The sequence below is a fragment of the Hansschlegelia beijingensis genome (assembly GCF_014196425.1).
Classification (GTDB): domain Bacteria; phylum Pseudomonadota; class Alphaproteobacteria; order Rhizobiales; family Methylopilaceae; genus Methylopila; species Methylopila beijingensis.
In genome coordinates this window covers 34,670-61,596 of record NZ_JACIDR010000005.1, presented here as the reverse complement: position 1 = coordinate 61,596, position 26,927 = coordinate 34,670, and the positions used below count along the sequence as shown (strand labels likewise).

At 68.4% G+C, this 26,927-nt stretch carries 26 protein-coding genes; 6 read left to right on the top strand and 20 right to left on the bottom strand.

The window, feature by feature from the left end; genetic code table 11:
- Positions 1-12 precede the first annotated feature (12 nt).
- Together adhP and GGR24_RS14470 are read left to right on the top strand one after the other, a co-directional pair.
- On the top strand, positions 13-1,041 hold the full coding sequence (gene adhP, locus GGR24_RS14475; protein WP_183396089.1) for an alcohol dehydrogenase AdhP: 1,029 nt from the start codon (positions 13-15) through the stop codon (positions 1,039-1,041).
- Between the two features lie 130 nt (positions 1,042-1,171).
- A complete protein-coding gene (locus tag GGR24_RS14470; protein WP_183396088.1) occupies positions 1,172-1,795 on the top strand; it encodes a trimeric intracellular cation channel family protein in 624 nt (207 codons plus the stop codon).
- 13 nt (positions 1,796-1,808) lie between these two features.
- Here GGR24_RS14470 and GGR24_RS14465 read toward each other — a convergent pair whose 3' ends face one another.
- From GGR24_RS14465 to GGR24_RS14445, 5 genes are all read right to left on the bottom strand, one after another.
- The gene (locus GGR24_RS14465) at positions 1,809-2,336 is read right to left on the bottom strand and encodes a flavin reductase family protein (RefSeq protein WP_183396087.1); all 528 of its coding nucleotides are present in this window, start codon (positions 2,334-2,336) and stop codon (positions 1,809-1,811) included.
- Positions 2,333-3,664 (bottom strand): LLM class flavin-dependent oxidoreductase, encoded by a 1,332-nt coding sequence (locus tag GGR24_RS14460; protein WP_183396086.1) that lies wholly within the window; start codon positions 3,662-3,664, stop codon positions 2,333-2,335. The genes GGR24_RS14465 and GGR24_RS14460 overlap by 4 nt, the downstream gene beginning before the upstream one ends.
- Positions 3,665-3,723: 59 nt before the next feature.
- Positions 3,724-4,824 (bottom strand): LLM class flavin-dependent oxidoreductase, encoded by a 1,101-nt coding sequence (locus GGR24_RS14455; protein WP_246398514.1) that lies wholly within the window; start codon positions 4,822-4,824, stop codon positions 3,724-3,726.
- Between the two features lie 5 nt (positions 4,825-4,829).
- Positions 4,830-5,141 carry a hypothetical protein gene (locus tag GGR24_RS14450; RefSeq protein ID WP_183396085.1) on the bottom strand — a complete coding sequence of 104 codons (312 nt, stop codon included), beginning with the start codon at positions 5,139-5,141 and terminating at the stop codon, positions 4,830-4,832.
- Positions 5,142-5,205: 64 nt separating this feature from the next.
- On the bottom strand, positions 5,206-6,687 hold the full coding sequence (locus GGR24_RS14445) for a sodium:solute symporter family transporter (protein ID WP_183396084.1): 1,482 nt from the start codon (positions 6,685-6,687) through the stop codon (positions 5,206-5,208).
- A gap of 399 nt (positions 6,688-7,086) precedes the next feature.
- Between GGR24_RS14445 and GGR24_RS14440 the strand changes: the two genes are divergently transcribed.
- Positions 7,087-7,971: a LysR family transcriptional regulator gene (locus GGR24_RS14440; RefSeq protein WP_183396083.1), complete on the top strand. Its 885-nt coding sequence runs from the start codon at positions 7,087-7,089 to the stop codon at positions 7,969-7,971.
- 43 nt (positions 7,972-8,014) lie between these two features.
- Here the strand turns inward: GGR24_RS14440 and GGR24_RS14435 are convergent, their stop codons facing one another.
- The 3 genes from GGR24_RS14435 to GGR24_RS14425 are packed head-to-tail and all read right to left on the bottom strand — an operon-like array spanning position 8,015 to position 10,340.
- Entirely contained in the window at positions 8,015-9,367 is a 1,353-nt protein-coding gene (locus GGR24_RS14435) for an ATP-binding protein (RefSeq protein ID WP_183396082.1), read from the bottom strand.
- Positions 9,364-10,029 (bottom strand): response regulator, encoded by a 666-nt coding sequence (locus GGR24_RS14430; protein ID WP_183396081.1) that lies wholly within the window; start codon positions 10,027-10,029, stop codon positions 9,364-9,366. The genes GGR24_RS14435 and GGR24_RS14430 overlap by 4 nt, the downstream gene beginning before the upstream one ends.
- Before the next feature lie 2 nt (positions 10,030-10,031).
- Positions 10,032-10,340 (bottom strand): PepSY domain-containing protein, encoded by a 309-nt coding sequence (locus tag GGR24_RS14425; RefSeq protein ID WP_183396080.1) that lies wholly within the window; start codon positions 10,338-10,340, stop codon positions 10,032-10,034.
- A gap of 109 nt (positions 10,341-10,449) precedes the next feature.
- Here GGR24_RS14425 and GGR24_RS14420 point away from each other — a divergent pair, with 109 nt between their 5' ends.
- Complete coding sequence (locus tag GGR24_RS14420) at positions 10,450-10,713, top strand: PepSY domain-containing protein (RefSeq protein ID WP_183396079.1); 264 nt, start codon at positions 10,450-10,452, stop codon at positions 10,711-10,713.
- 149 nt (positions 10,714-10,862) lie between these two features.
- On the opposite strand, the gene GGR24_RS14415 is transcribed toward GGR24_RS14420, so the two are convergent.
- From GGR24_RS14415 to GGR24_RS14395, 5 genes are all read right to left on the bottom strand, one after another.
- Positions 10,863-12,020, bottom strand: coding sequence for an aminomethyl transferase family protein (locus GGR24_RS14415; protein WP_183396078.1), 1,158 nt, complete (start codon positions 12,018-12,020; stop codon positions 10,863-10,865).
- Between the two features lie 95 nt (positions 12,021-12,115).
- Complete coding sequence (locus tag GGR24_RS14410) at positions 12,116-13,156, bottom strand: heme-dependent oxidative N-demethylase family protein (RefSeq protein ID WP_183396077.1); 1,041 nt, start codon at positions 13,154-13,156, stop codon at positions 12,116-12,118.
- 67 nt (positions 13,157-13,223) lie between these two features.
- A complete protein-coding gene (locus GGR24_RS14405; protein ID WP_183396076.1) occupies positions 13,224-14,186 on the bottom strand; it encodes a 2Fe-2S iron-sulfur cluster-binding protein in 963 nt (320 codons plus the stop codon).
- Positions 14,183-14,782, bottom strand: a complete 600-nt coding sequence (locus GGR24_RS14400; RefSeq protein ID WP_183396075.1) for a dimethylamine monooxygenase subunit DmmA family protein — start codon at positions 14,780-14,782, stop codon at positions 14,183-14,185. Before GGR24_RS14400 ends, GGR24_RS14405 begins: the two co-directional genes overlap by 4 nt.
- A gap of 62 nt (positions 14,783-14,844) precedes the next feature.
- On the bottom strand, positions 14,845-16,461 hold the full coding sequence (locus tag GGR24_RS14395; RefSeq protein ID WP_183396074.1) for a trimethylamine N-oxide permease: 1,617 nt from the start codon (positions 16,459-16,461) through the stop codon (positions 14,845-14,847).
- 355 nt (positions 16,462-16,816) lie between these two features.
- Here GGR24_RS14395 and GGR24_RS14390 point away from each other — a divergent pair, with 355 nt between their 5' ends.
- Positions 16,817-17,851 carry a LuxR C-terminal-related transcriptional regulator gene (locus GGR24_RS14390; RefSeq protein WP_183396073.1) on the top strand — a complete coding sequence of 345 codons (1,035 nt, stop codon included), beginning with the start codon at positions 16,817-16,819 and terminating at the stop codon, positions 17,849-17,851.
- On the top strand, positions 17,848-18,885 hold the full coding sequence (locus tag GGR24_RS17880) for a LuxR C-terminal-related transcriptional regulator (RefSeq protein WP_183396072.1): 1,038 nt from the start codon (positions 17,848-17,850) through the stop codon (positions 18,883-18,885). Before GGR24_RS14390 ends, GGR24_RS17880 begins: the two co-directional genes overlap by 4 nt.
- 123 nt (positions 18,886-19,008) lie before the next feature.
- Here GGR24_RS17880 and mnhG read toward each other — a convergent pair whose 3' ends face one another.
- The 7 genes from mnhG to GGR24_RS14350 all read right to left on the bottom strand — a co-directional run bounded on the left by mnhG (position 19,009) and on the right by GGR24_RS14350 (position 26,903).
- Entirely contained in the window at positions 19,009-19,407 is a 399-nt protein-coding gene (gene mnhG, locus GGR24_RS14380) for a monovalent cation/H(+) antiporter subunit G (protein ID WP_183396071.1), read from the bottom strand.
- Complete coding sequence (locus tag GGR24_RS14375; RefSeq protein ID WP_183396070.1) at positions 19,404-19,685, bottom strand: K+/H+ antiporter subunit F; 282 nt, start codon at positions 19,683-19,685, stop codon at positions 19,404-19,406. The genes mnhG and GGR24_RS14375 overlap by 4 nt, the downstream gene beginning before the upstream one ends.
- Positions 19,682-20,173: a Na+/H+ antiporter subunit E gene (locus GGR24_RS14370; RefSeq protein ID WP_183396069.1), complete on the bottom strand. Its 492-nt coding sequence runs from the start codon at positions 20,171-20,173 to the stop codon at positions 19,682-19,684. The genes GGR24_RS14375 and GGR24_RS14370 overlap by 4 nt, the downstream gene beginning before the upstream one ends.
- The gene (locus GGR24_RS14365) at positions 20,170-21,795 is read right to left on the bottom strand and encodes a monovalent cation/H+ antiporter subunit D (protein ID WP_183396068.1); all 1,626 of its coding nucleotides are present in this window, start codon (positions 21,793-21,795) and stop codon (positions 20,170-20,172) included. The genes GGR24_RS14370 and GGR24_RS14365 overlap by 4 nt, the downstream gene beginning before the upstream one ends.
- A complete protein-coding gene (locus GGR24_RS14360) occupies positions 21,792-22,139 on the bottom strand; it encodes a Na+/H+ antiporter subunit C (RefSeq protein WP_183396067.1) in 348 nt (115 codons plus the stop codon). Before GGR24_RS14360 ends, GGR24_RS14365 begins: the two co-directional genes overlap by 4 nt.
- The gene (locus GGR24_RS14355; RefSeq protein WP_428978231.1) at positions 22,136-25,078 is read right to left on the bottom strand and encodes a monovalent cation/H+ antiporter subunit A; all 2,943 of its coding nucleotides are present in this window, start codon (positions 25,076-25,078) and stop codon (positions 22,136-22,138) included. Before GGR24_RS14355 ends, GGR24_RS14360 begins: the two co-directional genes overlap by 4 nt.
- A gap of 553 nt (positions 25,079-25,631) precedes the next feature.
- Entirely contained in the window at positions 25,632-26,903 is a 1,272-nt protein-coding gene (locus tag GGR24_RS14350; RefSeq protein WP_210286211.1) for a pyridoxal phosphate-dependent aminotransferase, read from the bottom strand.
- Positions 26,904-26,927: the final 24 nt, after the last annotated feature.

Sequence of the window (26,927 nt, the reverse complement as noted above, 5' to 3'; positions counted from 1 at the left end):
GGACGACCTGACATGGCCAACATGATGACCGCCGCGGTGGCGCGGTCCTTTGGACAGCCGCTCCGGATCGAGCAGCTTCCGGTTCCGGAGCCTGCGCCCGAGCAGATCCTCGTGCGGATCGAGGCGACCGGGGTCTGTCACACGGATCTGCACGCGGTGAACGGCGACTGGCCGGTGAAGCCCGCGCTTCCGTTCATCCCGGGCCATGAAGGCGTCGGCGTGGTCGTCGGCGTCGGGCGTTCGGTCAAGCGGGTGCGGGAAGGCGACCGCGTCGGCATCCCCTGGCTTCACACCGCCTGTGGCCACTGCCCGTACTGCCGCACGGGCTGGGAGACGCTCTGCGGCCAGCAGCAGAACACCGGCTATTCGGTCAACGGCAGCTTCGCGGAATACGCCCTTGCCGACCCCAACTATGTCGGCCGCATCCCGGACGGTCTCGACTGGGGTCCTGCCGCGCCCGTCCTTTGCGCCGGCGTCACGGTCTACAAGGGCCTCAAGGAGACCGAGGTGAAGCCCGGCGAATGGGTCGCGGTGTCGGGCGTCGGCGGGCTCGGCCATATGGCCGTGCAGTACGCCAAGGCGATGGGCATGCATGTCGCCGCCATCGACATTCACCCGGACAAGCTCGACCTCGCCACGTCGCTCGGCGCCGAGATCGCGCTCAACGCGAAGGAGGTCGATCCGGCGGCGGAGCTGCAGAAGCTCCTCGGCGGCGTCCATGGCGTGCTCGTCACCGCCGTGTCGCCTTCGGCTTTCGAGCAGGCCTTCGGCGTTCTGCGTCCGCACGGTACCATGGCGCTCGTCGGACTGCCGCCCGGCCGGTTCGCGATGCCCATCTTCGACACGGTGCTCAAGCGCATCACTGTGCGCGGCTCGATCGTCGGGACGCGCCAGGACCTTGAAGAGGCGCTCGAATTCGCCGGCGACGGCGCGGTCGCGGCGCATTTCAGCTGGGACACGATGGAGAACATCAACGCCATCTTCGAACGCATGGAGCAGGGCGGAGTCGACGGCCGCATCGTCCTGCGGATGGGCCACTGACGCGCGCCGGGCTCGCCCTTCGGGCGAGCTTGCCTCGGCGGCCCGAACTGCGGCTCCTGCTCTCCGACGACGTTCCGCGGTCCGGGCCGCCACGCCCGCGACGCCGCGCGAGCGTGTTAGCTTGGTCGGAATGGACACCGCGCATCTCCTCGTTCGGGTTTTGGATCTCGTCGGCGCCTTCGTGTTCGCCATAAGCGGGGCGATGCTCGGGTCGAGGCAGGGGATGGACCTGTTCGGGGTTCTGGTTCTGGCCTTCGTCACCGCAGTGTTCGGCGGGATCGTCCGCGACCTCCTGATCGGCGCGATCCCGCCGGCCGCCATTGCGAGCTGGCATTACCTCGCCGTGGCGATGGCGGCGGGTCTGTTGACCTTCTGGTTCCACGAGCGGCTCGACCGTCTGCGTCACCCCGTCCTGTTCTTCGACGCTGTTGGTCTCGGCATCTTCGCGGTGGTCGGCACCCAGAAGGCGCTCGACGCCGCGCTGAACTGGCCGATGGCGGCCGTGCTCGGGATGATCAGCGGCGTCGGCGGCGGCATGATCCGCGACGTCCTCGCCGCCCGGACCCCGGTCGTCCTGCGGTCCGACATCTACGCCGTCGCGGCCCTGGCCGCCGGTCTTGTGGTCGTGGCCGGCTTCTATCTGGAGCTGCCGGAGAGCCTCGTCACCCTCGCGGGCGCCGCGACATGCGTCTTCCTGCGCATGACGGCGATCTACTGGAACTGGAGGCTTCCAAGCGTGAAGCCTCCGGAATGAGCACCTTGCGAGCTTAGACGCCGGCCGCAGGCTGGGGCGCGAGATATGAACCGTCGCCGTAGAGCAGCGGCGTTCCGTCTGGCGCGTGACGAGCCATTCCGACCTCGCAGAACAGCACGATGTTCTCGCCGGCCGATGCGATCCGGGTCACTCGCCCGGAAACGCCGGCGAGAGCTCCGCTGAGAACCGGCGCGCCGTCATCGAGACGAGAGATCTCCACATCCGGATAGCCGCCGCCGTCCGCCCGCTTCGCGAAGCGCTCGGCCAGCGGACGCTGGCTGGCGGACAGGATCGACACGCCGACCTCCAGCCCTTCCGCCATGCTGGCGAAGCTGCTGCTGCGGTTCGAGACGCAGAACAGCAGCATCGGCGGACTGGCGGAGATCGACGTCACCGAAGTCGCGGTGAAGCCGTGCAATTCGCCAGACTTCTCGAACGTCACCACGCAGACGCCCGAGGCCAGCCGCCGAAACGCCGCCTTGAAGTCGTCGACGAGGGAGTTTTCGGGCTTCCGCGCCCGCGTCGTGGCGAGCGCGCTCATGAGGCGAGCAGGTTTTCGCGCAGCGTCGCGCCCTCGTAGCGGGTGCGCAGCCGTCCGCGCCGCTGCAGTTCGGGCGCCACGAGGTCCGCAAACTCCTCGAAGCAGCCGGGCGTGTAGGTGGCGGCCAGCATGAAGCCGTCGGCGCCGCCCTCGTCCATGTAGTGCTCGATCTGGTCGGCGATGTCGGATGCGGTGCCGACGGCGACCGGCATGCCCATGCCCTGCGCGTAGATGAGCGCCGCCTCCTTCACGGTCACGGGCGCGCCGCCCTTGGCGTAGATGATCGACTCGAACAGGCCCTGAATGCCGGGGATCTCGATGTTCTGGACGATGTCGTCCATGGAGAACTTCGAGAAATCGAGGCCAAAGTGGCCTGATATCCAGGCGATCGCGCCTTCGAGCGGAATGCAGGCCTTGATCCGCTCATACTTCTCCTGCGCTTCCGACCGCGTCTCGGCGACGACGGTTTGCAGGCCGTAGATCAGCTTCACCGACCCCGGCGCCCGGCCAAACTTGTTGATGGTGCGGTCGTTGAGGTCGTCCGCGTACTGCTTCATCCGATCGACGTTCGGGTGCACGGCGAAGATCGCCTCCGCGTGCTTCGAGGCGAAGTCGCGACCCTGTCCGGAGGATCCCGCCTGCCACAGCACCGGCTGACCCTGGGGCGAGGGCGCGCAGAAGTGACGGCCGCGACATTTGTAGAACTGACCTTCGTGAATCACCTCATGGACCTTGGCCGGGTCGGCGTAGATCCCGCTCTCCTTATCGGCGACGATCGCGTCCGGCTCCCAGGAGTTCCAGAGCTTGTAGCAGACCTCCATATACTCCTCGAGGCGCGCGTAGCGCTGCGAACGGTCGGTCATCACGGCGCCGTAGGCGTCCCACTCGCTCTTGGAGTAGGACGACACGATGTTCCAGGCGACGCGTCCGCCGGACAGGTGATCGAGGCTCGAGAGCCGCCGACACATCGAATAGGGGTGCTCGAAGGCCGTCGAGAGCGTCACGCCCACGCCGAGATGCCTGGTGGCGCCGGTGATGATCGGGACGATGGTCGAGGGCTCGTGGGTCGGGCACTGCACCGCCCACTTCACCGTCGCGTCGGAGGAGTCCTCGAACGTGTTGTAGGGCGCGAGCTCGTCAGCGATGAACATCGCGTCGAACATGCCGCGCTCCATCGTCTGGGCAATGTGCCGCCAGTATTCGGGGCGGGCGAAGTTCCAGCCGATCTTGTCCTTCGGATTGCGCCACATGCCGGTCGCGTGGCTGTTCACGCCGTGCTGGATGAAGCCGAGGAGATGGGCTCGCTTCTTCCGGACCTGGTCAGTCATCACTGGTCTCCTGTCGCGGCGCCGCCGCGGAATGCTTGTTGCGATGGCCGGGCCGGCCCTCAGGCGACGCGCCGGTCCGCAGCGTCGCGCTGGATCGGGCGGATCACCCGCTTGGTGAAGGGGCCTGCGTCGCGCATCGGGTCGTCGAACTGGCAGACGATCCGGTCGACGCCGATTTCGGCGAGCTTCGGGATGCGCTCGCGGATTTCGTCGAATGAGCCGATCAGGCCGAGTTCGAAGCCGGCGTTGGAATCGACCATCTGCTCCTCGTCGAGCGCGGCCCATGCGGCGGCGCCCGACTGCCGCATGACCTCGCGGAAGAACTCGATGGTCTCGACGTTCCGCCGCGCGAGCACGGCGCGCCAGCGCTCCCTGGCCTGTTCGGGCGTCTCGGTCGCGACCACATAGGCGTTGACCGCGATCTCGATCGAGCGGCCCCAGCGGTTCGCCTCCTGCCGCGCGGCCTCGATGTGGCGCGCCATGGCGGCGTCGGGCATTCCGTTGAGGAACAGGCAATTGCCCCATTCGGCCGCCATCTTGATCGCACGGTCCGAATGTCCGGCGATCCAGACCTCGGGCATCGAGGCCTCGTCGAGGCCGTAGCTGCGGGGCTTCTCCGGAGAGGCCGCCTCGCCGCCCGGGAACACCGGATCGTCGCCGCTCTCGGCGTGCAGCACGGGCGGCGGCTGGAACAGGCCGTGGAGGTCGCGCACGAAGGCGTTGGCGCGGTCGTAGCGGCCGGCGTGGTCGAGCCAGCTCACGCCCGAGAGCTCGAACTCCTCCTTCCACCAGCCGCAGATGATGTTGAGCGCGAGCTTGCGGCGGGCGACCTTCGTCAGCGTGTCGAGCATGCGTGCGACGAGGAAGGGCGAGCGGAAGCCGGGCTTCGCCGCGCCGCAGAGGCCGATGCGGTTGGTGGTGGCGGCGATCGCCGCTAGCAGGCTCCAGGCGTCGACGACGCCCTCCTGAGGCCCATGAATGCAGTTCAGCAGGTTCTCCGACGCGTAGAGGAAGTCGAAGCCGAGCGCCTCGGCCTGCTGGGCTATTGCGAGGCAGGACGCGACGTCCGGCGCGGACGGCTGGTCGACCGTGCGCAGCCAGCCGCCATAGACCGGGAGCCAGACGCCGAAGCGCATCGGCTTGGGGCCGGACAAGCTCATTCCGCTCACGCCTTCGGCTTGGAGTATTCGTCGACGAAGAAGGCGAGGCCGATCCCGCCTGCGGTCACGAGCGCAAGCAGCGGGCCGGCATAGATGAAGAGAGGGTGGACTCCCTCAAGCGCGATGATCGCGCCGGCGCCCACGACCGCAATCGCGATCGCCCACCAATAGGTCTTGATGTCCCCGCTGTCGTCGACCTCGACGGTGTCGTCGTCGTAGCTCGCGAGCGCGACCTTCGCGCCGCGGACATAGCCTGCGATGAAGAGCGCCGTGGCGAGCCCGGCGAGAACGAGAAAGACGGCGAGAAGCGGCGTCATCTGGAAATCCTCATGATTGGGGTGTGAGGTGGCGCTCCACGAGCGCCGCCTGTCGCTGTCCCGTTCAGCCTTCGAGATTGATGGCGCGCTTCACGCCGAGCTCGCCCATGTCGAAGGAGCGGCTCGAAGCGAGGCCGGCGATGATCACGACGGCCGCGCTGATGGCGACGATCGAGATCGTGCCGACGAGCTCGCCATAGAGGCCGCGCAGCGTCATGCCGATTGCGATCGAGGCGACGATGCCGCCCACGAAGCCGAGCGTGTTGGTGCGCGGCCACAGGATCGACAGCACCAGCGGCATCAGCACCGAAGTCTTCAGCGCATAGGTCGTCAGCACCAGCGAGGTGAAGTCCGCGCCCGAGAGCACGATGATGGCCGCGACGATGCCGCCCGCCAACATCGAGAGCTTGGTGATGTAGAAGAGCTTCGACTCCGACGTCTTCGGCGCGTAGCGCTTCACGATGTCGACCGCGACGATCGAGGACAGGGCCGAGCTCGCGCCGTCAATCGTGGAGTAGCAGGCCGCGAGGATCGCGAGCACATAGGCGACGATCAGGATGACCGGCAGACCGATGTGCGAGACGATGTACGGCCCGACCGCCACGATGTCGCCGCCGACGTCTGCGGGCGTCAGGCCATAGGCGATCCCGACGAGCCCGAGCGCTCCGAAGCAGATCGGGATCGGATAGAACAGCACGCCGGACCACAGGAACGCGCGGCCGACCTGGTTGGGGCGGATCGCCCACACCTTCTGCCAGAAGGTCTGGTCGGCGACGGTCGCGGCCAGCAGGCCGAAGGCGAGCGTGATGCCGAAGCCCGCCGCCGCGTCCCAGTTCATCACCGACAACTTGGCCGGGTCTTCGGCGACCTTGTTGAACACGGTGGTCGCGCCGCCGTCGATCAGGCCGAACACCGCGACCACGACGATCGCCGAGGGCACCGTGATCATCCAGGTGTTGACCGTGCCGGTCATCACGCTGGTCCAGAGGCCGCCGAAGTACGAATAGGCCAGGACGACGAAGACGGTGAGCAGCGTCGCAAGCCGCCAGTCGATCGTGAACACGGTCGACATCACGACCGCGGTGCCCTTCAGGTTGATCAGGATCTCGAGCAGGATGCCGAAGATCATGGTAACCGTGACGACGCCGGACGCGACCCGCGACTGCTCGAAGCGGTTGTGGATGAACTGGCTGATCGTGTAGCCGGCCGGCATCCGGCGGCGCAGCGCCTTGGCGAGCGGGATCACCGCCATGATGGCGAAGCCGTTCGGCACCACGAACCAGAACAGGCCCGACAGGCCCCACTGGAACGTCATGGCCGAACTCATCATCACGGCCATGGCCCAGGTCCAGACCGAGACGATCGCGCCGACGCCGAAGCCGAGCCCGATGCGGCGGTTGGAGATGATGAAGTCGTGCGTGTTGCGGACGAGCTTCGACTTGATGACGTAGGCCATCACCAGGAAGACCAGTCCGCAGCCGATCATCAACGTGAGGCCGAGCCCCTGCGTCAGTTCGGGTGAAGCCGCAAGTTGTGTTTTGTCCATGACCCCGCTCCGAAGCATAGGACGTCGGAGGCGACGCCCTGTTCGCCGGAGGGGTCCGCAAGCGATGTGCCAGCAGATGGCCGGGACATGGCGCTGCCAAAAATTTCACGGCTCGAGCGCCGTAGCGCCACGCGATGCGCGGGAGAGAGGCCACCGCTGACTGAATATGCGGCTCTGCATGATTTTGATTCAGGGCAGTGAACTGGAATTCATGAGCGGGCTCGATCTCGCACGTCGAGGCGCTGACCCGCATGAACGAAGTTGATCCGCCCGCCTGGGGGCGCCTGGAGAAAAGTCACCGCCGGGCCCCGCCAAGGGCGCGCGACAATCCCCGTTCTCTGGCATGGAAATTGAGGGCGCTCCCTTCCGGGCGGCACGGCCCGGTTTCGAGATGACCGCATGACATTCGAGCAGATGAGGATCTTCGTCGCGGCCGCCCAGTACGGCAGCTTCACGATCGCGGCGGAGAAGCTCGGGCTCACGCAGTCGGCGGTGAGCGTCTCGATCAAGAAACTCGAGGAGCGCCACAGCGTGCTTCTATTCGACCGCTCCGGGCGTCGGCTCGCCGTCACCGAGGCAGGGCAGATTCTGCTGACCGAAGCCGAGCGCATCCTGCGCGACGTCGAACTCACCATCCGCCGGGTCGAGAGTCGCAGGTCCGAGGAGGACCGTTACCCGATCGTCGCCTGCACGCCGAACGCCTATGACTTCTGGATGCCGGAGCTGGTCTCGCGGATCGGCGGGGCCAGGGAGATGCCGCGCATCGACCTCCTGCGGGGGACAGACGAGGAGGTGAAGGCCTGGGTGATGCGCGGCACCGCGGATGTCGGCGTGACGGAGATCGCGCCGAGCCACCCTCAGTTCCGGCATCTCGGGGTGTTCGCCGACCGGCTGGTGCTCGCAGGCGCGCCTGCGGTCGCAGAAGCCTATGGGACGCCGAACTGGGGCTCGCTCGTCGACCATGGGCCGATCCTGTGGGAGCAGAGCGATCTGACGCCTCTGATCGTCGCGGCGTTCGATCAGCAGGGCGTCGACGCGCGACGGCTCGCCTTCAAGCGGCTTCAGGTGTCCTCGAGCGCAGCGGCGCTGTCGGCGCTCGAGGCCGGGCGCTGCGCGGGGATCGTTCCGGAACGAGCCGCGCGCCATGCGCTCGCCGCCGGCGAGCTGAAGCGGATCGGGCGTATCGAGATTCCGCTGCGCTACTGGATGTTCTCGTTGAGGGAGCGGGAGATCGAGGCCTTCGCCAGCCTCGTGGCGCAAGCGGCGCAAGAGGCCGGCGGCTAGCCCCGCCGCGGGCGAAGAAACGCAGCCGGCCCACGCGAGATCGTCAGTCGCCGCTCCATTCGATGCTGGCCCGGAGGCCGCCCGAAGCCCCCCTGGAGAGGTGAAGCCGGCCGCCGGTCGCGGCCGCGAGGTCGCGCGTGATCGCGAGGCCGAAGCCGGTGCCCGGGACCGTCTCGTCCCAGCGTCGCCCGCGGTCCACCGCGGCCATCTCGGAGGGGTCCATCCCTGCGCCGTCGTCCTCGAGCACGATCGACCCTCCGGCCCCTGCGGTCGCGACCGTGACGATCACCTCCCGCTTCGCCCACTTCCGGGCGTTGTCGACCAGGTTGCCGAGCATTTCGAGCAGTTCGCCCTCGCCGGCGGGATAGGCGGCGTCCGGGGGAACGTCCACGCGCCAGTCGATCCGCTCGGCGCCGGGCAGGCGCTTCGTCGCCGAGACCAGCTGGTCGATCACCGGCGCGATCGGAGTGCGGCGCTGTTGAAGCCCGGACGCCGCCGCGCTTCGCGCCCGCGCAAGCGCGCGCGACACCTGCTCCTGCATGGCCAGCGACTGCTCCTCGATCTCGGCGGCGAGACCGGCGTTCCGATCCCTGATGCGGCGCGCCAGCGCATCGAGCACCGCGAGCGGCGTCTTGAGGCCGTGCGCCATGTCGGCGGCCTGCCTGCGGGCGCGCTCGAGGGCCTCCTCCTGCTGCGCGATCAGACGGTTGAGGTCGTCGACGAGCGGCTGGACCTCGGTCGGATAACCGCCGCGCAGCCGGGCGGCGCGTCCCTCGCGCAGGGTCTGGAGCTCCGCGCGGAGGGCCCGGAAGGGGCTCAGCGCCCGATGCACGAAGGCCGCCATGGCGAGCGCCAGCAGGACGCCGAGCGCCGCGAGCGAGACCGGCAGCAGCCTCAGCACCAGGTCGCGGCTCGCCGCCAGCTGCGCACGGTCCATCGCGACGGTGATCACGACGAGCGGCTCCCCCGGAGCGCCCTTGATCCGCACCGTCCTGAACACCGCGATCAGCGATCCGCCGTCCGGACCCGGCAGGTCAGCCCACGCGTGGTGGGCCATGTCGGCCGCGGGCTTCTGGGGGAGCGCGATCGACTTGTCCCAGAGCGATCGCGAGCGCAGCGGTTTCCTGCCCGCGCTCTCGATCTGCCAGTAGAGGCCGCCATAGGGGGTCGCGTAGCGCGGATCGCCCGGAGGCTGCTCGACCACGATGTCGCCCGCGGCGTCGAACCCGACATTCCCTGCGAGCAGCTTTGCGGTGTGGTTCAGCTCGTCCGCCGTGCGGCGGTCGAGCGCCGCTTCGAAGATCAGGAACAGGCCGGCCCCGCTGGCGAGCAGCGCGAGCGCGATCAGGGCGGCCGCCGCGACGCTCAGCCTGAGGCGCAGCGACCCGTGCGTCACTGCAGGCCGGCCGGAACGACGTAGCCATGGCCGCGCCGGGTCTCGATCACCGCGGGGCCGAGCTTCCGGCGCAGCCGCGCCACGAGCGCCTCAATGGCGTTGGCCTCGCGGTCGGTTCCGCTTTCGTAGACATGATCGAGCAGCTCGCCCGCCGATACGACATCGCCCCGGCGGTGCAGGAGATAGGCGAACAGCCGGTACTCGAGCGGCGTAAGCGACAGCGCCTCGCCCGAAACCGTGACCAGCTTGGTGCGCGGGTCGAGTTCGACCTCGCCGGCGCGCAGGATGGGGGAGGCCTGGCCTGCGGTGCGACGCAGGATGGCGTGGAGGCGCGCGACGAGTTCCTCCATGCGGAACGGCTTCGACAGATAGTCGTCTGCGCCGGCGTTGATGCCGTCCACCCGCTCGCGCCAGCCGTCGCGCGCCGTGAGGATCAGGACCGGCAGCGCGTTGTTCGCGCTCCGCAGCTTCCTCAGGACGCTCAGCCCGTCGAGCTTCGGCAGCCCGAGATCGAGGATCATGGCGTCGTAGGTCTCGACGTCGGCCTGGAACCACGCCGCTTCGCCGTCGCCCACCACGTCGACCGCGAAGCCCGCCTGTTCGAGGCCCCGCCGGATGTCGGCGGCGATCCGTGGCTCGTCCTCGACCACCAGCACGCGCACGGTCAGTCGATCTCCAGGACCGCCAGTGACTGCGCGTCGATCTCGACCTCGCGTCGCTCGCCCTCTGCGGTCAGCACCTTGATCTCGTAGATCCAGCGTCCGTCGTCGCGCTCGAGCTCGACCTTCACGACCTCGCCCGGCAGCGCCTTGCGTGCGGCGGCGAGCACCTGGTCGAGCGGCCGGATCTCTCCGCGCTCGAGCGCCTGCCGCGCGCGATCCTGGTCGCTCGCGTCCGCCGACGCCGGGGCGGCCTGCTGCAGCAGCAGGAGACAAAGGGTTGCGGCCGCGAAGGCCGCGACAGGTTTCGGCATGGCGAGAGTTTACGGGCCCGAAGCTGATAATCCGCTGACAGAGCCTATCAGGGAAACATGGGCGGAGGCTGCGAGAAGGACGCCATCAACCGAACGCAGGAGACCTCACATGACCAACACCTCCAGGATCGGGCTCGCCGTCCTGCTCTCGCTCGGCCTCGCGGCTCCGGCCCTCGCGGACCGCGCCGGACCCGACTGGATCAGCATTGAGCAGGCGGTTCAGAAGGCCAAGGAAGCGGGCTACGCCGAGGTCACGGGGATCGAGGCCGATGACGGTCACTGGGAGGCCAAGGGCGTGAAGAACGGCCAAGTCTACGAGTTCCACATCGACCCGAAGACCGGCGCGATCACGAACGAGCATCTCGACGACTGACGAGGTCTCAAGGTTCCCGGCTCGCCGAAGCCGGGACCGAACCTCTCGCCCGACCGTCGCGGCGTGGCCGGAACGCCGGTCCGGACATCGCTTCTGTGGGACGCGCCGCCTCGAAACCCGAGGCGGCGCGTGGGCAGCAGAGGTCTGGATCAGGCCGCGCGCGAGGCGGGCGTCCGTTCCTCCCGCTCCGCCAGCGGATGGGTGCGCAGGCGGTCAGGATCGTAGAACGGCGTGCGGACGACGTGAGCCCGCGCCGAGCCCTTCGACGAGCGGATCTCGAACTCGGTCCCGAGCGCGGTCAGATCCGGCGTCACCTGCGCGAGCGCGAGCGACTTCATTAGGTGGCGGCTGTAGGTGGTGGAGTTCACACGGCCGACCTCGCGCCCGTCCTTCAGCACCTTCGCGCCCGGCTCGATGGCCTCGTGCGCCTCGATCTCCAGACCGACATTGGCGTAGCGGATCTCGTTCTTGCGGCGGACCAGCGCGTCCTTGCCGTTGAAGTCCGGCTTGGAGAGATCGACCGTCCAGTCGGCGCCGACCTCCCACGGAGTCTCGTCGCCGTTCGGCATGTCGAAGGGGAAGAAGAGCAGGGCGCCTTCGACCCGGACGATGTCGAGGCAGTCCCACGACGCCGCGCAGGCGCCAACGGGTTTTCCGGCCTCCATGATCTTGTCCCACAGGAACACCGCGTCGGCTGCCGTGCAGAACACCTCGTAGCCGCGCTCGGCCGAGTAGCCGCCGCGGGCGATCGAGACGTCCTTGCCGAACAGCTTGCCGCGGCGATGCTCGAAATAGCGGATCGCCGAGAGGTCGATGTCGGCGTGCGGCGCCAGGATGTCGAGCGCGAGCGGCCCCTGCAGCGACAGGATGTGGACGTCGTCGTCCTTGCTCCAGCTCGACTGCGAACCCTCGAAGAAGGCGCCGATCGCCTCGTCGAGCTTGCCCCCGCCATGGCTCAGCCGGAACTCGGTCGGGCCGTCGCGATAGACGAGCACGTCGTCGATCAGCGCGCCGGTCTCGTCCACGATGTTGGAGATCGCGGAGGCGCCAGGCTGAAGCTTGTCGACGTCGGTGGTCAGCATCCGGTTCAGCACGGCCACCACGTCGGGGCCGGAAGCGTTGATGATCCTGAGGCCGGAGACGTCGAACAGCCCCGCCTTCGAGCGCACGATGGCGACCTCCTCATAGGGGTCGGTGGCGTAGCGCTGCGGGATCAGCCGGCCGTTCCATTCCGTGTCGAGGCTTGCGCCGAGCTCGGCGTGCCGCTGGGCGAGCGCGTTCTTCCGTGGGAAGGGATCGAGGGTCATCGCTATTGGTCCTCATGCTTGGCCGCGTCGAGCCGTCGGTCGCGAACGGCTGCGGCAGGGGTGGGCGGATGGGTGGTCGTGGTCCGGCGCCGCTCTCAGTCCGGCTGGAATCCGGGAGAGGTCGGGGCGCCGTCATCGTGTTTCGCGAGCCAGTCGATCGTGGTCTGGCGGTAGCGCGTCAGTCCCTTGTATTCGGCGAGCTCCGGCCGAAGTTCGCGCAGCACGCGATGGAAGCGCCGCGCCCATTTCGGCACGGTGACGAGCTCGTCCATGTTGATGAGGTAGCCGCGGATCGAGAACACGATCGCGTTCGACCGCGGCAGCCGCCACATCGCCTGCAGCTCGACCCGCAGGTGCACCTTCCGGCCGACGTTCTCGGGCGTCACGGTCGCGCGGTCCGCGCCCCACTTGTCGTAATTCTCCGGGCTCGTATCGAGCCGCGGGTTGATCGTCATGGTCCAGTTGAGGCGCCGCACCGGCCGGCCCTGCTGAAGGTTCAGCAGGAACTTCAGCGCGCGCTCGAAGATCGCCATGTCCTTCGCGAGCGGCACCGGCGCGTGCCACTCCAGGAAGTTCATGCCGATGTCGAAGTCGAGCGACCAGTCCGCCTGGGACGTGATCATCCCGGCGTCCATCCAGAGATTGTCGAGGCGCTGGTCGAGCAACGCGAAGTCGCCCTGGCACTGCCGCGTTATGTACTCCATCGGCGGGTAGGGGAGCGTCGAGGCGTCGCCGAAGGTGAAGGTCTGGTCGATGTCGAGCGGCCGGTTGATCCAGCGCCAGCGGTCCCCGTCCTGGGTCAGCGTGAACAGCTCGGGATAGTGCTTCGCCATCGACTCCATCAGGAGCTCGACCAGGTCCCATTCCGCCGTGATCATGTGCGGCAGCGACTGGCAGCGCTTCGGATCCTGCGCGAGCGTGATCGCCCGGTCGCGCATCTCCGAGACGTAATGCTCGTCGATGTCGATGGGGAACTCGAAGGGCGACTTCGCCGGCCCCGGCATGTGCTGCTCGATGTTGACCGAGTACATGTACTCGTCCTTGTCGAACGGGAACGGAAACCTGCGGATCGCTTCGGGCGAGTTCGAGTAGGTGTAGTCGTCCCGGAAGGTTTCCTGCTTGAAGTGCACCGTCATTGGCGTTCCTCCGTCATCCTCGCGCAAAGCGGGATGAGCCGCGTTCGCGGTCTCTTGTGACTTGCCGTTACAGGTCGAGGACCAGCTCGCGTCCCTTCAGACGGGAGACGCAGAGCATGATCTTCTCGCCGGAGGCGCGTTCGGCCGCCGACAGGTAGTGGTCGTTGTGGATCAGCTCGCCGTCGGCCTCGAGGACGTCGACCGCGCACTGCCCGCAGGCGCCGCCGCGGCAGAGAGAGGGGGGATCGAAGCCCGCCTCCTCGAGCGCCTCGAGCATGCTCTGGTCGCCCCGGACCTCGCAGGTGAGGCCGGCTTTCGCGAGACGCAGCGCGAAGGGTTCGCCCGTCGGCGGCGTCTGGAAGCGCTCGGCGTGCAGGTGCTCCTTCGGCCACCCGGCCTCGAGGCCGCCCTCCAGAACGGCCTCGATCATGCCTTCCGGACCGCAGACATAGAGGTGCGTTCCGAGCGGCTGGCCCGGCAGGATCTGGTCGACCGCCAGGATCTCCTCGAGGTCGCGGCGGTAGAGCTTGAGCCGGTCGCCGTGCCGCGCCCGCATCTCGTCGATGAAGGCGCCGTGGGCTTCATCGCGGACGGCGTAGTGGATCTCGTAGAGCGCGCCGCGCCGCTGGAGCTCGTCCGCCATGGCGTAGATCGGCGTGACGCCGATGCCGCCCGCGATCAGCAGATGCTTGCGGCCGGGATGGAACAGCGGAAACAGGTTCACCGGCATGGTGATCCTGAGCTCGTCGCCGACCGAGACCCGCTCGTGCATGAACTTCGATCCGCCGCGGGAGTTCGGCGTCCGGAGAACGCCGATGCGGTAGCTGGAGCCGTCCTCCGCCCGGTCGATCAGCGAGTAGGCGTTCCGGATGGTCCGCTCGCCGTCGCGCATCAGGACCACGACATGCGATCCGGCCGCGAAATGGGGGAGGGACCCGCCGTCCTTCGCCGCAAAACGGAAGCGCTTCACGTTGCGGGCGGCCTGTTCGATTTCGGCCACGACCACGGCGATCTCGACGCCGCCGCTCACGACGCGAGCTCCATTGCGGGCGGCACCTCGCCGGGGATCTCGGCGTCGATGCGGACGCCCTGGAACGCCGCGAGGCGACGCGAGAAGTGGTCGCGGACCAGCAGGTGCTGGCCGCAGCCGGAGCATCGATAGGGCGAGGCGGTGACGCCTTCGTCGATATGCTTGCAGTGCACGCACTGGACGCGCCGGGAGACGCCGCCCCGCCGCTCGGCGACCACCGAGTCCGGCACGACGCCGCGGAGCGCCGCGCTCGCGACGACCTTTCCGATGAAGCTTTCGCGGCCCGCCACGTAGATGCGGACGCTCATATCGGCGCCGTCGAGAACGCGCTCGAACTCCGTGAGCAGGTCCTCGGACGAGCCGCTCAGCTGAAGGCGCGCGGCGCGAAGCGCGCAGAGCCGTTCAAGCCCGCCCGCCGCCACGTCCTCGTGGGCGCACAGGATGGTGGTGCGGTTGAGTTCGTCCTCGGCGCCGGCGAAGGCGTCGAGCACTGCCGGGGCGCCGTCGCCGTCGACCACGACCAGGTGGCTTTTCGCGCGAGGGTCGAGCCGGAGGCCGCCATAGGTCGGCCTGCTGTCCATGACGTCGGTGTTCATGCGTGGTTCTCCGTCTTGGGGTGAGGCCGCGGGCGCAGCGGTTGCGTCCGCGGCCCGCGCCGTCAGAGCTGGAAGATGAAGTTTGCGAGGATCACGGTCGCGACGCCGGCCGCGAGCGTGAGGTAGGGGAGCGCGCCCGCCCTCCGGCGCGCGACCGCGCCGTCGATCTGCAGGTCGCGCAGCATTTGGGCGGGAAACTGCCCGCGGTCCTGCACGTAGTGGCGGAACAGGAAGACCGGGATGATCGCGCCGGCGGCGATGAGCCCGGCCCAGAGCGCCCACGGGTTCCAGACCTTCGCGCCGGCGCCCAGGAACATCGCGTTCACGAAGGCGAACAGCACGCCGATCGCGATGATGGCCGTCGGCGCCTTGTAGGGCCGCTCGAGATGGGCGTTGTCGATCCGGTGGATCCAGCCGGAGTTCAGGTTCAGGAAGTTGAAGATGATGTAGCCGCAGTTCGACACCGCCAGGATGAAGAAGAACGAGGTGGCGTCGGCGCAGGCGATCGCGAGAAGGAAGAGGTTGACGATCAGCCCGGTCCACATCGCGGCGATCGGCGCGCCGTGGCGGTTCGCGCGGCCGAGATACTTGGGCAGCCAGCCGTCGAGCGAGCCCTGGTAGAGCGTGCGCGAAGCGCCCGCCATCGCGGTCATGATGCAAAGCAGCAGCGCGAGGATCATGAGCATCACGAGGCCGCTCGCGATGATCGGTCCGCCGCCGACCATCCGGGCGAGGGCCGCCGCGACGCCGGAGCCGTCGGCGATCGAAGGCTCGAGCATGCCCGTAAGGCCAAGCTCGCTCTGGAAGGTGAAGGGCACCAGCAGGAAGACCGCCATGCAGAGCAGGCCGGAGTAGAAGATGGCCTTGAACGTATCGGTCTTCGGGTTCTTGAACTCGCTCGTGTAGCAGATCGACGTTTCAAAGGCGTAGGTCGACCAGGCGGCGATGAACATGCCGCCGAGCACGAGCGTCCATCCCGCGGTGTTCCACGCGCCCGGCGCCGGTTCGTAGGCGGCCGCGAGCGGAACGAAGGGCGAGAAGTTCTCCCAGTTCACGCCGTTCTTGAGCAGCGGCGCCACGCCGATCACGAGCAGCGGGATGATGACCAGCAGCCCGATCACCTGCTGCACCCGCGCCGTGCCGCTAATGCCGCGATACTGGATGGCGAAGGCCGCGAGCATGAGCGCCACGCCGATGAAGAAGGCGGCGTTGAGCGAGAATGACACGGAGCCCAGCGTGCCGCTCGCGAGCGACCATGTGCGCAGGGCGGAGTTCGGGTCCGGATCGACGGCGTTCAGGATGTAGGCCGCAGCGATCGTGCAGCCGAGCGAGAGCACCGGCGTCCAAGCGATCCAGTTGCACCACACGAGGAGCGGCGACACCGGTTTGGCGTAGCGAAACCAGGCCGCCGCGCCATAGACCGACGAGCCGCCGGACTTGTTCGGGAACAGGCCCGCCAGCTCCGCGTAGACGAAGGACTGGATGAAGCCCATCATCATCGAGGCCGCCCAGATGGCGAAGGCCGGCGTGCCCGTGGTGCCGGCGATGCCGCCGATCGAGAACAGGACCAGGGGCGGAACGCCGCTCGCCACCCAGAACGCCCCGGTCCAGGAGATGCTTCGGCGGAGTTCTCGTTCGGCGGGCGTAAACGCCGCCGCGTCGGCTATGGCGCTGTTCATCGAAGCGTTTCCTCGCAGTTCTTGTTTTTTGTGGCGGTCCGCGGCGGCTTGTTGGCCGGACGCAGAACCCCGTTCGCGAACCCGCTTGGCGGCCGCGTCCTGCAGTGCTTCAGCCGTAGATGTCCTGTGTCCGGCGCGCTTCGCGCGTCCGACTGGTCATTCCCCGGTCGATGATCGAGATGCGCGCCGCGGTCTCTGGGGCGCGAAGAACTCCTGCAGGTCGTTTCCTCTGGGTATTTTTATTTTCCAGTCAGGATGCCTTGGCGCGCCGGCTACGCAATGGTGATATTTGGCATGATCGGTGGTTCACGGTGCCGCCGGCCAGGCCGGGCGAGGAATCAGGGAGCAGGGGGGCATGACCGGCGCGTCGGTGTTCCGAGCGCCGCGGTGGAGCGGCCAAGCCGGCGTTCTGGCGCGATCCATCGGGACGCCGCTGTTTCACGAGGAGCTGATGAAGCTGCTCGGCCTCACTGTGCCCACCGACTCATTCTGGATCATTCGCTACGCCGGGCAGGCGAGCCCCGACGTCGTCTTCACCCACCGGGTGTCGAAGCGCGTGCGGCAGGCCTACTGCGAGCAGTGCGCCGTCGTCGACCCGTTCTCCGCGCGGTGGAGCGTCAACAAGCAGGCCGGCGTGTTCGCGCTTTCGGCGATCCGTCCGGCCAGCGAAGAGGACGCGCGCTACAGCGACATCTTCCGCGCCGTGGCGAACATCGAGGACGAGGTCGGCATCCTCCTTCCCGTCACGGCGCAGAGCTGCCTCGCGATCTTCCTCGAGCGGAGGCGGGGCCTCTTCACCGAGGACGAGCTCGCGCTTCTGCGCACGCTCTATCCGATGGTGGAGCAGTTCTGCCGCGCGCATCTCGGGTGGCTGTTCAGCGACATCAAGGCCGGCCGGGCCGGCCCGGCCGGCGGCCTCGCGAGCCGGCCGACGCTGGTGGTGGATCCTTCGGGCTCGCAGGTCCACGCGAGCGCCGCCTGGGAGGAGGCGCTCCGCCGCCGTCCCGAGCTCAAGGCGAGGTTGCCCGCCATCATCGAGGCGGGCGGGGGCGATCATGAATTCAGCGACGTCGTCATCCGCGCCGAGCGCATGGGGCCGGACTTCCCGCTCGCCCCGAACGGCCTGCTTTGCGTGCTGGAGCAACTCGCCCACGTCAGGGGCGGCGAGGACGCCGACGCGATCGAGAAGACGCTCGCGCTGTTCACCCAGCGCGAGCGCGACGTGCTGCGGCTTGCGCTCGAGGGACGCGGCAATGCGGAGATCTCCCGCGCGCTCGGCGTCGGCGCGGGCTCGATCCGGAACGTCAAGACGAGGCTTTACCGCAAGACCGGCGTCTCCTCCGAAGGCGAGCTCGTCATGAAGCTTCTGCACCTCGCGAAGCATCTGTGACGGCGTCCGCTCGCCCGCCCATCGCGTATGGAAGCCGCGCCTGGTTCGACCTGGTGGGCGCGACCTCGCTCACGCTCGGCGCCGAGCGCTTCCACGACGCGCTTCTGGAGCTCGTGGGCGCCCTGATCGATCACAGCGCGCGCTGGGTGATCCGCTTCTCCGACGTCGCCCTGCCGGAAGTGATGTCCACCCACGGCGTGCCGTCCCACGTGGTGGAGCACTACAATGCGAGCTGCGCCTCGATCGACCCGTTCGCCGCCCATTGGCGGCTTCATCTCGAAACCGGCGTCAGAGCTCTCTCCCGGTTCGAGGGCGAGGTGGGTTCGGTCGATCCCTACCCGTACAATCAGGCGTTCAAGCCGGCCGCGAACGTCACCGACGAGGTGGGGCTTTTCGTCTCCACGATAGGGCGCTCGTCGCTTGGACTGTTCCTGGAGCGTGAGACCGGGGAGTTTACCGACGAAGAGCTCGAGATCGCGCGCCTCGCCTTTCCCACAGTAGACGGCCTGCACCGCGCCCATATCGGCCGGCTGTTCGAGCGTGTGCAGCGCGGCGACTCCGCATCCCCGGCGTTTCTCGACGGCTCCGCGCTGGTTCAGGACCGCCATGGCGTCGAGATCCACTCGACGGCCGCGTGGCGTTCCGCAGCGCAAGCCGATCCGCGGATCATGGACGCAGTTCAGGCGATGGCCGGCGAGGGCGCGGAATGCCTCGACGACTGCATCCTCACCTGCGATGTCCTGGACCGATACTTCCCGCTGGCGCCCGAGGGCCGGCTTTTCGCGCTCGCGCCGTATTCAGCGGATCCGGAGGAAAGAACCGCCGCGATCGAGCGAGCCAGTCTGCTGGCGCGCCTGAACCCGCGGGAGTGCGAAGTGTTCAATCTGATGCTGGCGGGCGGCTCCACGTCCTCGATCTCGAAGGTGCTGTCGCTGGCCAAGGGAACCATCAAGAACTACAAGCTCGCCATCTACAGGGCGTCCGGTCTCACCTCCGAACGCGCGCTGATCCAGAAGTACGGCGTACGCGGATGATCGCGATCGCGCCGAGGACCGCTTCCGGCGCGTGAAGCACCTAAAACGATCCGGCGTTCACCCGCTTTCCGACGAGCGGATCACCGAAGATTCCGGCCCCGGCAGGCGGGACGGCTTCTCCGCTTATCCCCGGGTTTCCCTCGGATCGCGCGCATCGGCGTCCAATCGGGCCACGCCCTCGCCCGGCCGCAGGAGCGGATCGTCATTCTCCGCCCGGTCGCGGAACAAGGCGGCGCGCACCAGGATCATCAGCGTCACGGGCGTGGTGACGGCGACGAAGATGAGGATCAGCGCTTCGTGCAGCACGGGCCGCGTTTCGAGCGCGCTGAAATAGATCATGGAGGCGAGCGCGATCGAGCCGGCGCCGAGCGTCGCGCCGAGGGTCGGGGCATGCACGCGGTCGTAGAAGCCGCGCAGCCGCAGCAGCCCGATCGAGCCGACCAGCGCGAGCGCCGCGCCCAGCAGAACGAGCGCCGCCGTGAGGATCGCGACCCAGACCGGCAGCTCCGCCGCGGCGCTCATTCGATCACCTCGCCGCGGAGCAGGAACTTGGCGAGCGCGACCGTGCCGACGAAGCCGAGCAGCGCGATGATCAGGGCCGCCTCGAAATAAAGCGTGCGGCCGGACGCCATGCCGACGGTCAGCAGCAGCAGCATCGCGTTGATGTAGAGCGTGTCGAGCCCCAGAACGCGGTCCTGCGCGCGCGGGCCGCGCAGCATGCGGAACACGGCGCAACTCATGCCGAGCGCGAGCATGATCTGCGCCGCCCAAAGCGACCAGGACAGGATCGCCGCGCTCATTGGAAGATCTCCAGCAGCAGCGTTTCGTACCGGCCCTTGATGGTGCGCGCCCACTCCTCCTCGTCGATCAGGTCGAGGACGTGGATCATCAGCGTCCCACGCGCCGGATCGAAATTGACCCACAGGGTGCCGGGCGTCGAGGTGATGATGCAGGCGAGGGCTGCGAGCCCTTTCTGGTCGCGCAGCTCGAGCGGGATGTCGATGAAGCCCGACCGTCTCTCCCGCCGCCCGTTCAGGCCGAGCACGATGCGGCCGACCGCGATGTTGGAGCGGATGATGTCGACCAGCACCCGCCCGCCGAGACGCAGGGCTGCGGCGGGGCGGCGCAGCCGCGCCTTCGGCGGCTGCAGCGCCGTCAGCGCCCAGCCGCCGACGAGCGCGACAGCGGCGCCGAGCAGGATCTGGCCCGGCCTCACCGTCTGGTTGGCGAGGAGCCACAGCAGCAGCAGCGCCGCCGAGAGCAAGGGGTAGGGCAGGAGGCGCGTCATGGCTCCGTCCCCCCGGACGGCGCAGCGCCGGGCTTCAGCACCTCGCGAACGTAATTCTGCGGCGCGTGGAGCGATTCGGCGGTCGCCTGCATGAAGCGCATCACGGGACCGGCCTGAACCGTCTGCCATGCGCACAGGAGCAGGAGCGCTGCGACAGGCGCCATCTCGATCACGCGGATCCGCGGCACCGAGCGGTCCGGCGCGGCCCAGAACACGCGTATGCCCGCGCGCGTCATGGCGATCAGCGCGGCGAGCCCCGACACGATCAGGACCACCAGGAGAATCCAGGAGGCCGCGCCCGGCGCAACGTTCTGGCCTGCGCCCGCAGGGTTCAGCGCGGCGGTCAGCAGAGCGAACTTGGCGACGAAGCCCGAGAGCGGCGGCAGCCCCGCGATGATCACCGCGCAGCCGATGAAGGCCACGCCGAGCGCGCCCATGGTGGCGGGGATGGCGAGCCCGACCTCGTCCTCTTCGTCGACCTCCTCTTCCCCTTCGCCATAGGCCTCGCGGGTGACGGCGAGCACGTCCGCGCCGGGCTCGCGACCGCGCTCCACCAGCTCGACCAGCAGGAAGAACGCGCCCACGCCGAGCGTGGAGCTTGCGAGATAGAACAGCGCCCCGCCCGTCACCCCGGTCTGCCCCAGACCGATCGCCGCGAGCGCGGTGCCGGAGGAAACCAGAACCGAGAACGCCGCGAGCCGCGCCATGTCCTGCGAGGCGAGTGAGCCGATCGCGCCGAACGCCACGGTGGCGAGGCCGCCATAAAGCAGCCAGTCGCCGCCAAACTGCGCCGAGGCGCCGGCGCCGTCCCCGAACAGCAGCAGCCAGAGCCGCAGCAGGACGTAGACGCCGACCTTGGTGAGGATCGCGAAGACGGAGGCCACCGGCGGAGTCGCCGCCGCGTAGCTCGTCGGCAGCCAGAAGCAGAGCGGCCACATGCCGGCCTTGAGCAGGAAGGCGGTCCCGAGGATCGCCGCTCCCGCCTCCAGAAGCGGCCGATCTCCCGCGGCGATCCCGGGGATGCGCGCGGCGAGGTCCGCCATGTTGAGCGTGCCGGAGACGGCGTAGATCAGGCTGACGCCGATCAGGAACAGCAGCGAGGCCGCGAGATTGACCACGATGTAGTGGAGGCCCGCCCTGACCCGCGCCGCCCCCGAGCCGTGCAGCGCGAGCCCGTAGGACGCGACCAGCAGCAACTCGAAGAACACGAACAGGTTGAACAGGTCGCCGGTCAGGAACGCGCCGTTCACGCCCATCAGCAGGAACTGGAACAGCGAGTGGAAATGCGCGCCCGCCCGGTGCCAGCGCGCGAGCGAGAACACGACGGCGGCCGAGCCGAGGATCGCGGTCAGCAGCAGCATCATCGCGGAGAGCCGGTCGGCCACCAGAACGATGCCGAATGGCGCCGCCCAGTCGCCGAGCCGGTACACGCCGACGGGCCCGTCCGCCGCGTCCGCCTTGACGAGCAGCGCGACCGCGATCGCGACCAGCGCGAAGCTCGAGGCGACGTTGATCCCGGCCTTCACGTTGCGCCGCGGCTCGCCGAGCAGCAGCGTCACGATCCCCGCCACAAGCGGCAGGATGATCGGGGCGATGATCAGGTGGTCGGCGAGCGCGCTCATGGCGGCGTCTCGCGGCCGTCGACGTGGTCGGTGCCGGTCAGGCCGCGCGCGGCGAGCAGCACCACGAGCAGCAAGGCGGTGGTCGCGAAGCTGATGACGATCGCGGTGAGCACCAGCGCCTGCGGCAGCGGATCGGCGTAGAGCGCCGGATCGCCCGGGCCCGCCTTCTCCAGCACGGGCGGCATGTCGGTGTGGAGGCGGCCCATCGCGACGATGAACAGGTTAACGGCGTAGGACAGCAGCGACAGGCCGATGATCACCTGGAAGGTGCGCGGCCGCAGCAGCAGCCACATGCCCGACGCCGCGAACGTCCCGATGCCGATGGCGAGCACGATCTCCGTCATCGGGCGTCACCGGCGGCGGTTGCGGGCGTCTCGGCCTCCTGCTCCGCGGCGATGCGATGGCTGCGCACCGACTGGTGGGCGAGCGCGATCAGCATCAGCACGGTCGCGCCGACCACCAGCGAGAACACGCCGAGGTCGAACACGAAAGCGCTCGCCGTCGGGACCTTTCCGATCAGCGGCAGGTCGGCGTAGCCGAAATAGGAGGTCAGGAACGGCCGGCCGAACAGCCACGAGGCCGCTCCGGTCCCGGCCGCCAGCAGCAGCCCGACGCCGATCCAGCGCACGGGCAGCACGCGCAGGCGCTCCTCCGCCTGCGCCGTGCCGAGCGCCATGTATTGCAGCAGGAAGGCGACCGCCATCGTGATGCCCGCCACGAAGCCGCCGCCGGGCAGATCGTGCCCGCGCAGCAGCAGGAACACGGCCATCGTCCCCACCACCGGGAACAGCAGGCGCATGATGAGGGCCGGAACCGCCATCGCGTCGCGCACGATCGCGCCCTTTTCCCGTTCGGGGAGGCTCTCGTCGAACAGGTTCTGCGTGCGCTGCTGCTCGGGCACCGGGATGCTGTCCGGCGCCGGGCGGAAGCGGCGCAGCAGGGCGAACACGGTGAGCGCCACGACGCCCAGCACCGTGATCTCGCCCAGCGTGTCGAAGCCGCGGAAGTCCACCAGGATGACGTTCACGATGTTGGTTCCGCCGCCCTTCAGGTAGGCGTTCTCAACGAAGAAGCGGGAGATGCTGTCCGGCGCCGGCCGCGTCATCGCGGCGTAGGCGAGCGCGGCGAGCCCGCCCCCGACCGCAAGCGAGATCAGCAGGTCGCGGACGCGGTACCAGCGGATCACGCGGCCGGCCTCGCCGTTGAGCTCGGCGGGCTCGAACCGCTTCGGCAGCCAGCGGACGCCGAGCAGCAGCAGCACCGTGGTCACCGTCTCCACCACCAGCTGCGTGAGGGCGAGGTCGGGCGCGGAAAGCCAGACGAACGTCACGCAGGTCACGAGCCCCGCGCCGCCGAGCAGGATCAGCGCCGTGACGCGGTGGTACTTGGCCTGGCTCGCGGCCCCGACCGCGCAGGCGAGGCCGACGACCCAGAGCAGGGCGAAGGGGAGGTCCGGCCCGCTCGAAGAGCCGTTTCCGACCGACAGGCCAACGGCGAATAGGGCCGAGACGGCCGCGGTCACGGCCACGATCGTCAGCCATTGCAGCTGCGGCTGAAGCCTGCGCGTGCCGAACACGCCCTCGAGCCAGCGCGCGAGACGCCAGGATATCGCGACGAGCACGCGGTCGAACATCCGGCGCCCGCTCAGCTCCCGCAACAGGGGCGGCCCGTCGAGGCCGCGAAGGAGATAGGGCCGGAGCAGGACATAGATCGCCGCCCCGCCCGCGAGCGCCACGAAACTCATGAAGAACTCGAAGGTGAAGCCGTGCCAGACCGCGAGGCTGTAGGGCGGCGGCGGCGCATCGAGCGCGGCGCGGACGGCGGCGTTGAGCGCCGGCCCCACGGTCATCGTCGGCGCGACCCCGACGACCAGGCAGGCGAGCACCAGAAGACCCGCCGGCAGCCGCATCAGGAAGGGCGGCTCGTGCGGGGTGCGTGGCAGGTCCTGCGGCGGCGGGCCGAAGAACACGTCGCGGATGAAGCGGATCGAGTAGGCCACCGTGAACATGCTGGCGAGCGTCACGATGTAGGGCAGCGCCTGGTCGATCAGCGAGTTGTCGTGGATCTCGATCGTCTCCGCGAAGAACATCTCCTTGGAGAGGAACCCGTTCAGCAGCGGCACGCCCGCCATCGCCGCGGCCGCCACCATGGCGAGCGTCGCGGTGACCGGCATGAACCGCCAGAGCCCGCTCAGTCGCCGGATATCGCGGGTGCCGGCCTCGTGATCGATGATCCCCGCCGCCATGAACAGCGACGCCTTGAAGGTCGCGTGGTTCATCAGGTGGAAGATCGCGGCGACCTGACCGAGCGGGGAGTCGAGTCCGGTGAGCAGCGTGATCAGGCCGAGATGGCTGATGGTGGAGTAGGCGAGCAGACCCTTTAGGTCCTGCTGGAAGCAGGCGCAGAAGGCGCCGAAGATGAAGGTCACGAGGCCCGCGCCGCCGACCAGCCAGAGCCATTCCTGGGTTCCGCCGAGCGCCGGCCACAGCCGGATCAGCAGGAAAACGCCCGCCTTCACCATGGTCGCGGAGTGCAGGTAGGCCGAGACTGGCGTCGGCGCCGCCATCGCGCTCGGCAGCCAGAAATGGAACGGGAACTGCGCGCTCTTGGTCAGCGCGCCGAGCAGCACGAGCGCCAGCGCCGGCACGTAGAGCGGGTGCGCGCGGATCAGCGCCCCGGAGGCCAGCACCCGGTCGAGCTCGTAGCTCCCGACGATGTGGCCGATGATGAGCACGCCCGCGAACAGGCAGAGCCCGCCGGTCGCGGTGATGGTGAGGGCCATGCGCGCGCCGTCGCGGGCCGGCGCCGTCTGGTACCAGTAGCCGATCAGCAGGAACGAAAAGAGGCTCGTCAGCTCCCAGAAGAAGACGAGCTGGATCAGGTTCCCCGACAGCACGACGCCGAGCATCGCGCCCATGAAGGCGAGCAGGAAGGAGAAGAATCGCGGAACCGGATCGGCGGGCGACAGGTAGTAGCGGGCGTAGAGCACGACCAGGAAGCCGATGCCCGTGACGAGCGTCGCCATCAGCCAGGCGAAGCCGTCCATCCGGATGCTGAACCGGAGCCCGAGCTCCGGCGCCCACTCGGCGGTGTAGCGGATCACCCCGCCGTCGACGATCTGGGGATAGCAGGAGGCGACCAGGATGAGGCCCGCGAGCGCGACGGCGCCGGCGAGCCAGGCCTCGGCGTTGCGGGCGTTTTCACGCAGCAGCGCGGCCACGCAACTCCCGGCGAACGGGAGCGCGAGCAAGACCACCAGTGAAAAAGCGTAAGACATCAGCATCCTTGGGAAGCGCCGAGCCTCCTGCGGCGCTGGCTCTGTATCGCTGATTTAGCCCGAGCCGGACAACCGCTCTGCCTCCAACTAACCGCGGGCGTTCCTGAATTCCTCGCGAGCGGCGCGGAATAGCCTCATGTGCGCGGCGATATCAGCGGGTCGGAACGTCGTCCCGTCGAGGATGACGTTCTTGCCCGCCGTTCGCCGCGAGTCGCGAACGGGACGGGCGCCGTCAGGGTGCGCTCGGAACTGATGCAAAGGACCGGCGCCGCCGCCTGGAGATGCCCGCGGCACGGATGATCCGCCGTGGGCGGGACCGACGCTGCCGCCCCCGCTGAGCCCCGCGCTCGCGCAGCAGATCCTCAACGATCGTCAACGAGCCGGCCGGGGGCGCTCAGGATCGAAATCGGCAGAGCGATGACCGCGCTCAGCGCGCCCTGCTGCTTGACCCCACGGTCGCGGCGAAAAGGCCGCCGACCTCTTCGGCGACGGCGCTTCCCTTGCCTGTCGCGACGCGATGGCTGCGACGCCGCTTACGCCTCGACGCCCTGTCTGTGACTCAGCTGGCTTTGGCCAATTGAGCCTGGTCGCAGATCGACCGGAGGCGGTCGAGACCAAGACGAACGTTGTCGATCGGCGGCCCGAACGAGAATCGAGTCCACGTCTCGCCGATCATCTCGGCGGCACGAACCCGGCCCGGATTCACATCGAAGAAGCGCCCCGGGACGGTCATGACCTTGCGCGTGAGCGCCTTCCTGAAAAACTCGTCAGAGTTCGATAGGGGAGGCGGAAGATCCTTGAGGTCCGCCCACAGATAGAAGGTGCCGCGCCCGCTGTTCTGAACGTTGACGCCCATCTTGGTCAGCTCGTTGACCATCAGGCGTCGCTTGTCGGCGAAAGCGGCGCGGACCGCGTTCGTCTCCTGGTCAGCCCTTCTCGGCTCGAGCAGGTCGTAAGCGGCGCGCTGCATCGGGACAGGCGGCCCCCCGTCGATGGCGCTCGCGGTCCTCGTCACCTGCTCGATGACATCGGTCGGCCCGACGATCCACCCGACGCGCAGACCGGGATAGCGGTAGTTCTTGGTCAGGCCGTCGATGATGACCACCGGATCGCGATTGACGTCGTCGACATACGCCGCCCCCGAGACTGGACCAGCGCCCGGATTCCCATCCTCATCCACGATGAAGTGGGAATAGAACTCGTCAAGGCAGAGCCAGCAATCACGCTCCCGAGCGACCTGGACATACTTCGCCAGTTCGTCCCCCTCGATCAGGTTCCCCGTGGGATTACAGGGGTTCGAGATGAGGAACGAGTTCAGCTTCTCGTCCCGGACGATCGCATCGAAGCGATCGGCCGGTATATGGAAGTTGGTGTCCGGCTTCGTCTCGATCGCGACCGGGGTGATCCGATGACGGTGGTAGTCGAGAAGGTCTTCGTAGGCGGTGTAGTCCGGGACGACGTGGCCCAGCCGGTGTTCGCCGAGCGCCGCCACGAAGCGGCTCAGCATCAGCCGGCCGCCGGCTGCGATGCCGACGTTCGCCTTCGTGTACTGGCTCGCCTTGCCCTGACGGAAGAGCCGGTTGTAGTGGTCGGCGACCCGCTCCCGGAGCGCATCGATCCCTCCCACGGGACCATAGGCGAGATCCCCGACCGCAACGTTGATCGCGTTCAGCCGGTCCGGCGCGCCCTTCAGCGGTCCGATCTCAGGCATGCCCTGGCCGAGGTTACACCAGTCCGGGTCGAGATTGCGGAAGCCGAGCTTCATCGCCTCGTCCACGACCCATATGACGCCCATGAAAGGCACGTCGCGAAACGCTGTAGACCGATTCATGTGTACAGATCCTGGTGACCGTCA

What these genes read in the sequence shown, in the direction of transcription:
- GGR24_RS14450 (WP_183396085.1), bottom strand. Translation starts at nt 5,141, where the DNA reads ATGACGCCGCTTCTCGCCGTCTTTCTCGTTCTCGCCGGGCTCGCCACG.
- GGR24_RS14400 (WP_183396075.1), bottom strand. Translation starts at nt 14,782, where the DNA reads ATGAACACCGACGTCATGGACAGCAGGCCGACCTATGGCGGCCTCCGG.
- GGR24_RS14460 (WP_183396086.1), bottom strand. Translation starts at nt 3,664, where the DNA reads ATGACTGACCAGGTCCGGAAGAAGCGAGCCCATCTCCTCGGCTTCATC.
- GGR24_RS14350 (WP_210286211.1), bottom strand. Translation starts at nt 26,903, where the DNA reads ATGAATCGGTCTACAGCGTTTCGCGACGTGCCTTTCATGGGCGTCATA.
- GGR24_RS14415 (WP_183396078.1), bottom strand. Translation starts at nt 12,020, where the DNA reads ATGACCCTCGATCCCTTCCCACGGAAGAACGCGCTCGCCCAGCGGCAC.
- GGR24_RS14370 (WP_183396069.1), bottom strand. Translation starts at nt 20,173, where the DNA reads ATGACGCGCCTCCTGCCCTACCCCTTGCTCTCGGCGGCGCTGCTGCTG.
- GGR24_RS14420 (WP_183396079.1), top strand. Translation starts at nt 10,450, where the DNA reads ATGACCAACACCTCCAGGATCGGGCTCGCCGTCCTGCTCTCGCTCGGC.
- GGR24_RS14445 (WP_183396084.1), bottom strand. Translation starts at nt 6,687, where the DNA reads ATGGACAAAACACAACTTGCGGCTTCACCCGAACTGACGCAGGGGCTC.
- GGR24_RS14455 (WP_246398514.1), bottom strand. Translation starts at nt 4,824, where the DNA reads ATGAGCTTGTCCGGCCCCAAGCCGATGCGCTTCGGCGTCTGGCTCCCG.
- GGR24_RS14470 (WP_183396088.1), top strand. Translation starts at nt 1,172, where the DNA reads ATGGACACCGCGCATCTCCTCGTTCGGGTTTTGGATCTCGTCGGCGCC.
- GGR24_RS14465 (WP_183396087.1), bottom strand. Translation starts at nt 2,336, where the DNA reads ATGAGCGCGCTCGCCACGACGCGGGCGCGGAAGCCCGAAAACTCCCTC.
- mnhG (WP_183396071.1), bottom strand. Translation starts at nt 19,407, where the DNA reads ATGAGCGCCGCGGCGGAGCTGCCGGTCTGGGTCGCGATCCTCACGGCG.
- GGR24_RS14425 (WP_183396080.1), bottom strand. Translation starts at nt 10,340, where the DNA reads ATGCCGAAACCTGTCGCGGCCTTCGCGGCCGCAACCCTTTGTCTCCTG.
- GGR24_RS14365 (WP_183396068.1), bottom strand. Translation starts at nt 21,795, where the DNA reads ATGAGCGCGCTCGCCGACCACCTGATCATCGCCCCGATCATCCTGCCG.
- GGR24_RS14410 (WP_183396077.1), bottom strand. Translation starts at nt 13,156, where the DNA reads ATGACGGTGCACTTCAAGCAGGAAACCTTCCGGGACGACTACACCTAC.
- GGR24_RS14360 (WP_183396067.1), bottom strand. Translation starts at nt 22,139, where the DNA reads ATGACGGAGATCGTGCTCGCCATCGGCATCGGGACGTTCGCGGCGTCG.
- GGR24_RS14375 (WP_183396070.1), bottom strand. Translation starts at nt 19,685, where the DNA reads ATGAGCGCGGCGATCCTGTCCTGGTCGCTTTGGGCGGCGCAGATCATG.
- GGR24_RS14395 (WP_183396074.1), bottom strand. Translation starts at nt 16,461, where the DNA reads ATGAACAGCGCCATAGCCGACGCGGCGGCGTTTACGCCCGCCGAACGA.
- GGR24_RS14390 (WP_183396073.1), top strand. Translation starts at nt 16,817, where the DNA reads ATGACCGGCGCGTCGGTGTTCCGAGCGCCGCGGTGGAGCGGCCAAGCC.
- adhP (WP_183396089.1), top strand. Translation starts at nt 13, where the DNA reads ATGGCCAACATGATGACCGCCGCGGTGGCGCGGTCCTTTGGACAGCCG.
- GGR24_RS14440 (WP_183396083.1), top strand. Translation starts at nt 7,087, where the DNA reads ATGACATTCGAGCAGATGAGGATCTTCGTCGCGGCCGCCCAGTACGGC.
- GGR24_RS14355 (WP_428978231.1), bottom strand. Translation starts at nt 25,078, where the DNA reads ATGCTGATGTCTTACGCTTTTTCACTGGTGGTCTTGCTCGCGCTCCCG.